Source organism: Streptomyces katrae (assembly GCF_000966975.1).
Lineage (GTDB): Bacteria > Actinomycetota > Actinomycetes > Streptomycetales > Streptomycetaceae > Streptomyces > Streptomyces katrae.
The window spans coordinates 1-8,818 of record NZ_JZWV01001270.1; the positions used below are offsets into that span (position 1 = coordinate 1).

Genomic DNA, 8,818 nt, shown 5'->3' on the forward strand with positions numbered 1-8,818 from the left:
CGGCATGGCGGCGGCCGCCGCCCTGACGGTGGCCTCCACCACCGCCAGCGCCGCTCCGTCACCGCTGGCCGGGTCGACGACCGTCACCCCGGCCGGGCACGCCTTCAAGGCCGCGCTGACCGGGAAGGCCACCCTCAAGGCCGGCTCGGTCACGGTGACCTGCTCGGTCTCCGTCTCCACCGGTTCGGTGCCGGCCGCCCCCGGCAACCAGAACCCGGCCGGGGCGGTGGCCTCGCCGATCTCCCCGCCGACCTACAGCTCCTGCACGTCCAGCATGCCGGGCGTCACCCCGACCGTGACCACGAGCGGCTCCTGGTCGGTGTCCATGCAGAACGGCTCGCCGATCACCGCGACGATGACGGTGCCCACCGGGGGCCTGGTCGTGCACACCACGGGCCTGGCCACCTGTACGGTCACCGCGGCCCCCGGCGGCCCGGCGAGCGTCCCGGGCAGCTGGGCCAACGGCGCGCCCTCCAGCCTGACCTTCACCAACGCGTCCGTCCCGGTGACGGTGACCGGCGGCTTCGGATGCCCGACCAGCGCGACCTCGTCCACCTTCAACGCGGTCTACCTGGTCTCCGACACCACCGACCCCGCCCAGCAGATCACCGTCACGCCCTGACGGCCGTCCGGTCCGCCTCCGCCGCCGTGGTCCGGTCCACGGGGGCGGGGGCGGATATTGCGTTGCCCGTGGCGGCGGGGCGGGTGAAGCTCGGGGGCATGTCACAGATCACCGATCAGCAGGGCGCGGCGGACCAGCCGTCCGCGCCCCGCACCCCGCGCGGGGTGTCCGACCTGTTCTCCGGCGGCCGTCTCGTCGCCATCCCCCGCAAGGCCGCGCGCCGCGAGCAGTTGCTGGCGCACCTGACGGACACCCTGTTCGCCCCGGAGCGGGAGTACTCGGAGCCCGAGGTGAACGACGCCCTGCGGACCGTGCACGAGGACTGCTCGGCGCTGCGGCGCTACCTGATCACCTCGGGACACCTCATCCGGACCCGGGACGGCAGCAGCTACCGGCGGGCGACCACCACCCGGTAGTGGGTCGTCAGCCGCCCGTCCTCCCCCAGCACGTGGAAGGCCACGGCCGGCGGCTCGTCGAGGAACACGTGCTCGTCGGGGCCCGCCGGGGCCTCCCAGGGGAGCCGCAGGGTGGAGGTGACGCCGGGCGCGACCAGCAGCGGCAGGCCCGCGAAGGTGGTCGCCGCGGCCGTGTGGGCGTGCCCGCAGAGGAAGGCGCGCAGGTGGGGGTGGCGTCCGGCCAGGGCCGCGAGCCGCTCCTCGCCGAACTGCCGGATGCCGTCCACGTACGGGGTGTGCAGCTCGACCGGCGGGTGGTGGAAGGCGACCAGGACCGGCACCTCGTGCGGGGTCCCGGTGAGGATCCCGTCGAGCCAGTCCAGGGTGGAGTCCTCCAGGCGGCCGTGGTGCTCGCCGGGGACGGACGAGTCGCACACGGCCAGGACGAAGCCCTCGCCGCGCACCACCTGGTCGACCGGCCCGGCGGACGGGTCCTCCTCCCCCAGCAGGCCGCGCCGGAAGGCGGTGCGCTCGTCGTGGTTGCCCGGGCAGACGACCACCGGGTGCCGCGACACGAGGTGCTTGCGGGCCTGCTCGTACTCGGCCGCGGTCCCGTTGTCGGCGATGTCCCCGCTCACCAGGACGGCGTCCAGGTCGTACGGGAGACCGTCCAGGTACTCCAGCACCGCGCGGGTGCGCTCGGCGGCGCGGGGGCCTCCGTCGAAGTGGACGTCACTGAGCTGGGCTATCACGATCACGGACGGTGTCTCCTCCATCGCGGGTACGGGACCGCCCCGCGGGAGACGTGGTGACGGTCTGTCACCCGCCGCGCGGGGAATGCCCGTTCAACCTATCCGACCAGGCGGGAGGGGGTGGGGGTGCCCTTGCCGCAGCCGCGGACCCCTGGGGGCCAGGGTCCCGCGGGCGGGCTGCCCCCGCGCCCGGCCCGGCCCCCCTGCCCCCGGTTGCGGGACGGCCGCGGATGGGGTTCGTTCGAAGGGGCATCGTTCGAAGGGTTCCGATCCCGGGACGGGGTGAGCCGTCATGTCCTTCACCGGCCGGGTGTTCAGCGACCGCGCGGACGCGGGGCGCGTGCTGGCGGACGCGCTGCGTCACCTGGCGGGCGCGGACCCCGTGGTCCTCGGGCTGCCGCGGGGCGGGGTGCCCGTCGCGTACGAGGTGGCGCGGGCCCTCGGTGCCCCGCTCGACGTGATCGTGGTCCGCAAGCTCGGCGTCCCGGGCCACCAGGAGCTGGGGTTCGGCGCCATCGGCGAGGGCGGGGTGCGGATCCTGAACGAGGACATCGTCCGGCGCAGCCGTACCTCCCGGGCCGACCTCGACTCGGTCGAGCGGGCGGAGGAGGCAGAGCTCGTACGGCGGGCCGCGCGCTACCGGGAGGGCCGGGCGCGGGTGCCGCTCGCCGGGCGGACGGTGATCGTCGTGGACGACGGGATCGCGACCGGTGCCACGGCCGCGGCCGCCTGCGCGATCGCCCGCGCCTCGGGGGCGGCACGGGTGGTACTGGCCGCCCCCGTGGCACCGCCCGAGGCGGTCACCGCGCTGCGCGGGGCGGCGGACGAGGTGGTCTGCCCCTCCGTACAGCCCGCGTTCCGCGCCGTCGGCGAGTGGTACCGCGACTTCTCCCAGACCTCGGACGAGGAGGTCGTCGCCGTACTCGCACGATCGGCGGCCGGCCCCGGCACCGCACCCTGACGGGACCGCGGGCACCGGGCCCCCTGGTCCGGGTGCGGGTGGGCGGCAGCGCGGCGGAGGGTGGGCGCGGGGGTGGACGGAATTCGGGTGAGGGCGGGGTGACTTCATGATCAGATGGGTGGTCAGCGGGCCGGAGGACGGCCCGAGCCGGCCGCCGAAGGAGTTCCCATGTACCGGTCCGTGATTCCCTCCACGCCCTTCGGGGAGCGTGCGGTATGAGCCGGGGCGTACTGGTCACGGGCGCCTCCCGGGGCATCGGGCGGGCCGTCGCCGCCGCGTTCGCACGGCAGGGCGACCGGGTCGCCGTCCACGCCTCCGCCCCGCACGCCGACGCCCGCGAGACCCTGGCCGCTCTGGACGGCGAGGGCCACGTGCTCGTCACCGGCGACCTCGGCGACCCGGCGCGCGTCGAGGACCTGGTGGCCGAAGCCGCCGACGCCCTCGGCGGGGTGGACGTCCTGGTGAACAACGCCGCCGCGATGGTGGCACACCCCCTGCCCACCACCTCGTACGCGGACTGGCAGGCGGCCTGGCGCCGTACGGCCGCCGTGAACCTGTTCGGCGCGGCCGACGTCAGCTACTGCGTGGCCCGCCGGATGATCGACGGGGGCCGGCCGGGCCACATCGTCAACGTGGGCTCGCGCGGCGCGTTCCGCGGCGAGCCCGACCATCCCGCGTACGGGGCCACCAAGGCGGCCCTGCACGCCTTCGGCCAGTCCCTGGCCGTCTCCCTGGCACCCCACGGCATCACGGTGGCCTCCGTGGCTCCGGGCTTCGTGGCCACCGAACGGGTCTCCGGCCGGCTCCAGGGCGAGGAGGGCGAGCGGATCCGCGCGCAGAGCCCGTTCGGCCGGGTCGCCGAGCCCGAGGAGATCGCCGCCGCCGTGCTGTACCTGGCCTCGCCCGAGGCCCGGTGGAGCTCGGGCGCGGTCCTGGACGTCAACGGGGCCTCCTACCTGCGCACCTGAGGCCCCGGCGGGGTCTCAGCCCCGGTAGGCCTCCAGCAGCCGCAGCCAGACCTCGCTGATGGTCGGGAAGGCCGGCACCGCGTGCCAGAGCCGGCCGATCGGGACCTCCCCGACGACGGCGACCGTCGCCGCGTGCAGCAGCTCGGCGGCGCCGGGGCCCACGAAGGTGGCGCCGAGGAGCACCTCCCGGTCGAGGTCGACGACCATCCGGGCCCGGCCCCGGTAGCCGTCGGCGTACAGGCCGGCGCCGGAGACCTTGCCGAGGTCGAAGTCGACGGCGCGCACCCGGCGCCCGGAGTGCTCGGCCTCCGCCAGGGTCAGGCCGACCGCCGCCGCCTCGGGTTCGGTGAAGACGGCCTGCGGTACGGCCTCCGTGTCGGCGGTGGCCGCGTACGGGCCCCAGCGGGCGGTGTCCGGCGCCGGGGCTCCGCTCCCCCGGGCCGCGCGGGCGGCGATGGCGGCTCCGGCGATCCGGGCCTGGTACTTGCCCTGGTGGGTGAGGAGCGCCCGGTGGTTGACGTCCCCGACGGCGTACAGCCAGTCGTGGCCGTTGACCCGGCAGCCGTCGTCGACGCCGATCCAGTCGCCGGGGGTCAGTCCGACGGTGTCGAGCCCGATGTCCTCGGTACGCGGGGCGCGCCCCGTGGCCATCAGCAGTTCGTCGCCCTCGAGCAGCTCGCCGCCCTCCAGGACCACGGTGACGGGGCCAGTGGGCCCGTCCCGTACGACCGCCTCGACGGCCACCCCGGTACGGACGACCGCGCCGGCCGCGGTCAGGGCTTCGGCGACCAGCTCCCCGGCGAAGGCCTCCATCCTCGGCAGCAGCCCGGAGCCCCGCACCAGGACGGTGACCTGCGATCCGAGGGCCTGCCAGGCGGTGGCCATCTCGCAGGCGACGACNCAGGCGACGACGGAGCCGCCGACGATCAGCAGCCGGCCGGGGACGTGCCGGGCGGACGTGGCCTCGCGGCTGGTCCACGCGCCGGCCCCGTGCAGCCCGGGGAGGTCCGGGAGGACGGGCCGCGTACCGGTGGCGACGACGACGGCGTGCCGGGCGGAGAGCACGTGGTGCACCCCCTCGGGGCTGGTCACGGCGACCTTGCGGATGCCGTAGAGCCGGCCGTGGCCCCGGTACAGGTGGGCGCCGATGGAGTCGAGCCAGTCGACCTGGCCGCCGTCCTTCCAGTCGCCCGTCCAGTAGTCGCGGTGGGCGAACACCGCTTCGGCGTCGAGCGGCCCGGAGACGGCCCCGGCCAGGCCGGGCACCCGGCGGGCGTCGGCGCGGGCCAGCGCCGGGCGCAGCAGGGCCTTGCTGGGGACACAGGCCCAGTACGAGCACTCCCCGCCGACGAGTTCGCTCTCCACCAGGGCCGTGCTCAGCCCGGCGGCGCGGGTCCGGTCGACGATGTTCTCGCCTGCCGGGCCCCCGCCGAGCACCACGACGTCGTACTCCACCGGTTCGGTCATGCCGTCCAGTGTCCCCGTGGGACGGGGGCCGCGTCCGGCAAGCTCAGCCCTCCGGCGTGCCGGGGGTCCCGTCCTGCCCCTCGCCGGACGCCGTCTTCTGCTGCGCGGCGATCTTCTGGCGGACCTCGTCCATGTCGAGGGCCCTGGCCTGGCCGATCAGGTCGGTGAGCGCGGCCTCCGGGAGGGCGCCGGGCTGCGCGAAGATGGCCACCTGGTCCCGGACGATCATCAGGGTCGGGATCGAGGTGATCTGGAAGGCCGCCGCCAGCTCCTGCTGGGCCTCGGTGTCCACCTTGGCGAACACCAGGTCGGGATTGGCCTCCGAGGCCTTCTCGTAGACGGGGGCGAAGGCGAGGCAGGGGCGGCACCAGCCCGCCCAGAAGTCGATCAGCACGAACGGGTTCTCGCTGACCGTCCGGTCGAAGTTCTCCTTGGTGAGCTCGACGGTAGCCACGGTTTCCTGACCTCCTGGTCGCTGCGTCTCCGCTTCGCCGCACCGCCGTACGTCCTGCGCTGCGTTCTCTGCGGTCTGCGTTCTGCTTGGGTCTGCGTTCTGCTTGCCCTGCTGGAACGAACGGCCGCCCCGTGGCATTCCGCTTCGGCCCCGGAGGTCCTAGAAGGGGTGGCCGGGCGGGGTCCGGCGGACGGTGGTCCAGCGGAGTTCGGTGAAGGCGTCCAGATTGGCCTCGCCGCCGAACCGGGCACCCGTGCCGGAGGCGCCGACCCCGCCGAAGGGGGCCACCGCCTCGTCGTTCACGGTCTGGTCGTTGACGTGCGCGATACCGGTCGGGATGCGTCCGGCCAGCTCCAGGCCGTGTGCCGCGTCGCGGGTGACGATGCCCAGCGAGAGCCCGTACGGGCCGGCGGCGGCCAGCTCCACGGCCTCGTCCTCGGTGGTGAAGGAGCGTACGGGTGCCACCGGGCCGAAGACCTCCTCGGTGTAGGCGGGGGTGTCGTCGGAGACGCCCGCGAGCACCGTCGGCCGGTAGAACAGGCCCTCGTGCGTCCCCCCGGCGACGAGCTTCGCCCCCCGCTCCACGCTCCCCTCCACCAGGCCGTGGACCCGCTCCAGCTGGGTGCCGTCGAGCAGCGGGCCCAGGTGGACGCGCTCGCGGTGGGGGTCGCCGACGACGAGCGCCTCGGCGCGGGCGGCGAGGCGCTCCACGTACTCGTCGTAGAGGGAGGCGTGGACGAGGTGGCGTCCGGCGGTCATGCAGATCTGGCCCTGGTGGAAGAAGGAACCCCAGGAGGCCTGCGCGACGGCGGCCTCGACATCGGCGTCGGCGAGGACGACGAGTGCCGAGTTCCCGCCCAACTCCAGGTGGGCGCGCTTGAGGTGACGGCCCGCCAGCTCGCCGACGGACCGGCCGGCGGCGGTGGACCCGGTGAAGGAGACGACGCGCACGCGCGGGTCGGCCACCACGGCGGCGCCCGTCCCGGCCCCGCCGGGCAGGACGTGCAGCAGCCCGGCCGGGAGCCCGGCGGCCGCGAACACGGCGGCCAGGGCGAGGCCGCCGCAGACGGCCGTCCGGCGGTCCGGCTTGAGGAGGACGGCGTTGCCGAGGGCGAGGGCGGGTGCGACCGAGCGGATGGAGAGGATCAGCGGGGCGTTGAACGGCGCCACCACCCCGACCACCCCCGCCGGGACCCGGCGGGTGTAGGAGAGCCGGGGCGCCTCGCTGGGCAGCACCTGTCCGGCCGGCCGCGAGGCCAGGGCGGCGGCCTCGTAGCACTCCTGGGCGGCGACGTGCAGTTCGAAGTCCGCCTTTCCGGGTATCGAGCCCGACTCCCGGACCAGCCACTCCCGCAGCTCGTCGGCGTGCGCCGCGAACAGGTCCCCGGCCCGGCGCAGCACGGCCGCCCGCTCGATGTGGGTGGCCCGCGCCCAGTCGCACTGCGCGGCCGCCGCCCGTACGGCCGCCTCCGCCACGTCGGCGGGGGCGGCCAGGTCGAGGGTGGCGAGGGTACGGCCGGTCGCGGGTTCGACGACCGGGGCCGTGCCACCGGTGAGGGTGGGTCCGTCCTGCCAGAGTGTCGGATCGAGCAGCGGCATGGCGCGGGGCCTCCGGAGGGGTGGGCGGGGCGGGGGGCTGCGGTGGCAGGCGCCATCGTGCCAGACCGGGGACTCCGGATTCTGTTCAGTTATTGGGCAGTTGGCGCCCTCCCTGTCCGGAAACGATCGCTCCGGCCGGGTGAGGTCCGGCCGGAGCTTCGTGCGGGCGGGGCGTGGCTCAGCGTTCCAGTACGAGCGCGATGCCCTGGCCGACGCCGATGCACAGTGCGGCCATGCCCGTGCCCGAGCCCGCCGCGGCGAGCTGGTGGGCGACCGAGCCCGCGAGCCGTGCGCCCGAGGCGCCGAGGGGGTGTCCGATCGCGATGGCGCCGCCGCGCGGGTTGACCACGGCGGGGTCCAGCTCCGGCCAGGCCGCCAGGCAGCCCAGCGCCTGCGCCGCGAAGGCCTCATTGAGTTCGAAGGCGGCCAGGCCGGAGAGGTCGCGGCCGGCCTTGGCGAGGGCGCGCTGGACGGCGTCCACGGGGCCGAGGCCGAAGAACTGGGGCTCGATGCCGGTGACGGCGGAGGCGCTGATCCGGGCGAGCGGCTCACGGCCGGTGGCGGCGAGGCCCGCCTCGTCGGTGAGGAGGAGGGCTGCGGCGCCGTCGTTCAGGGGCGAGGCGTTGCCGGCCGTCACGGTGCCGGTGCCGTCCGTCCGGAAGGCCGGCTTGAGGCGGGCGAGGGCCTCGAGGGTCGAGGACTCCCGGATGCACTCGTCGCGCTGCAGGTCCACGCCGGGGTACGGGACGACCTCGCCGTCGTACAGCCCGGCGTTCCAGGCCGCGGCGGCCTTGCGGTGGCTGTCGAGGGCGAAGGCGTCCTGGGCCTCGCGGGTGATGCCGTGCTTCTCCGCGATGAGCTCGGCGCCTTCGCCGAGCGAGCCGGTCCACTCCGCCGGCATGCGGGGGTTGGTCATCCGCCAGCCGAGGGTGGTGGACCACATCTGCTGGTGCCCGGCCGGGTGCGCGCGCTCGGGCTTCTGCACCACCCAGGGGGCGCGGGTCATCGACTCGACGCCGCCCGCGATGGCGACGGAGGCGTCGCCGAGGGCGATGGCGCGGGCCGCCTGGATCACGGCTTCGAGACCGGAACCGCAGAGGCGGTTGACGGTGGCGCCGGGGACGGTGACGGGCAGCCCGGCGAGGAGCACGGCCATGCGGGCCACGTCTCGGTTGTCCTCGCCCGCGCCGTTGGCGTCACCGAAGACCACGTCGTCGATGCGGGCGGGGTCAAGGTCGGGGGTCCGGTCGACGAGGGCGCGGACGACGTGCGCGGCGAGGTCGTCGGGGCGGACTCCGGCGAGGGCGCCGCCGAACTTGCCGATGGGGGTGCGGACGGCGTCGACGACGTAGACGTCGCGGACGGTGCGGATGCTCATGGGGGCTCTCCTGGGCGACTCCGTACGATCGGCGGCGCCGCCGGCGCCGATGTGGGCACCGGACCACACCACCGGGCACGCCCGGTGGGGCGCGCCCGCAGTCTCCGCCGCGGTGTCACTGCGTGTCAACGGTATCCCGCCCCTTGCCCTGGCCGGGCGGTTAGGGGGGCGGGGGCTGCGGAGGGCTGGGCGGTGCTGTGGTGGGCGGGGCCGGGGGTGGCC

General features: G+C 75.5%; 8 protein-coding genes and 1 pseudogene. 4 read left to right on the forward strand and 5 right to left on the reverse strand.

Annotated elements, in window-relative coordinates:
• On the forward strand, positions 1-622 hold a 622-nt coding region (locus VR44_RS36020), incomplete at its 5' end, for a hypothetical protein (RefSeq protein ID WP_107072584.1).
• A 98-nt stretch (positions 623-720) separates the two neighbouring features.
• The gene (locus VR44_RS36025) at positions 721-1,038 is read left to right on the forward strand and encodes a DUF2087 domain-containing protein (protein WP_094192139.1); all 318 of its coding nucleotides are present in this window, start codon (positions 721-723) and stop codon (positions 1,036-1,038) included.
• On the opposite strand, the gene VR44_RS36030 is transcribed toward VR44_RS36025, so the two are convergent.
• A complete protein-coding gene (locus VR44_RS36030; RefSeq protein ID WP_045951871.1) occupies positions 1,011-1,775 on the reverse strand; it encodes a metallophosphoesterase in 765 nt (254 codons plus the stop codon). The two genes, VR44_RS36025 and VR44_RS36030, sit on opposite strands and share 28 nt — an antisense overlap.
• A gap of 286 nt (positions 1,776-2,061) precedes the next feature.
• On the opposite strand from VR44_RS36030, the pseudogene VR44_RS36035 reads away from it, so the two are divergent.
• Positions 2,062-2,724 (forward strand): annotated as a pseudogene (locus VR44_RS36035) (phosphoribosyltransferase); the annotation flags it as partial.
• Positions 2,725-2,945: 221 nt separating this feature from the next.
• Positions 2,946-3,698, forward strand: a complete 753-nt coding sequence (locus tag VR44_RS36040) for an SDR family NAD(P)-dependent oxidoreductase (protein WP_045951873.1) — start codon at positions 2,946-2,948, stop codon at positions 3,696-3,698.
• A gap of 15 nt (positions 3,699-3,713) precedes the next feature.
• Here the strand turns inward: VR44_RS36040 and VR44_RS36045 are convergent, their stop codons facing one another.
• The 4 genes from VR44_RS36045 to VR44_RS36060 form a co-directional block, all read right to left on the reverse strand.
• A complete protein-coding gene (locus tag VR44_RS36045; protein WP_045951874.1) occupies positions 3,714-5,165 on the reverse strand; it encodes a dihydrolipoyl dehydrogenase family protein in 1,452 nt (483 codons plus the stop codon).
• 43 nt (positions 5,166-5,208) lie between these two features.
• The gene (locus VR44_RS36050) at positions 5,209-5,619 is read right to left on the reverse strand and encodes a thioredoxin family protein (RefSeq protein ID WP_045951875.1); all 411 of its coding nucleotides are present in this window, start codon (positions 5,617-5,619) and stop codon (positions 5,209-5,211) included.
• A gap of 159 nt (positions 5,620-5,778) precedes the next feature.
• Positions 5,779-7,218, reverse strand: coding sequence for an aldehyde dehydrogenase family protein (locus VR44_RS36055; protein ID WP_045951876.1), 1,440 nt, complete (start codon positions 7,216-7,218; stop codon positions 5,779-5,781).
• A 178-nt stretch (positions 7,219-7,396) separates the two neighbouring features.
• The gene (locus VR44_RS36060; protein WP_045951877.1) at positions 7,397-8,596 is read right to left on the reverse strand and encodes a thiolase family protein; all 1,200 of its coding nucleotides are present in this window, start codon (positions 8,594-8,596) and stop codon (positions 7,397-7,399) included.
• Positions 8,597-8,818 lie beyond the last annotated feature (222 nt).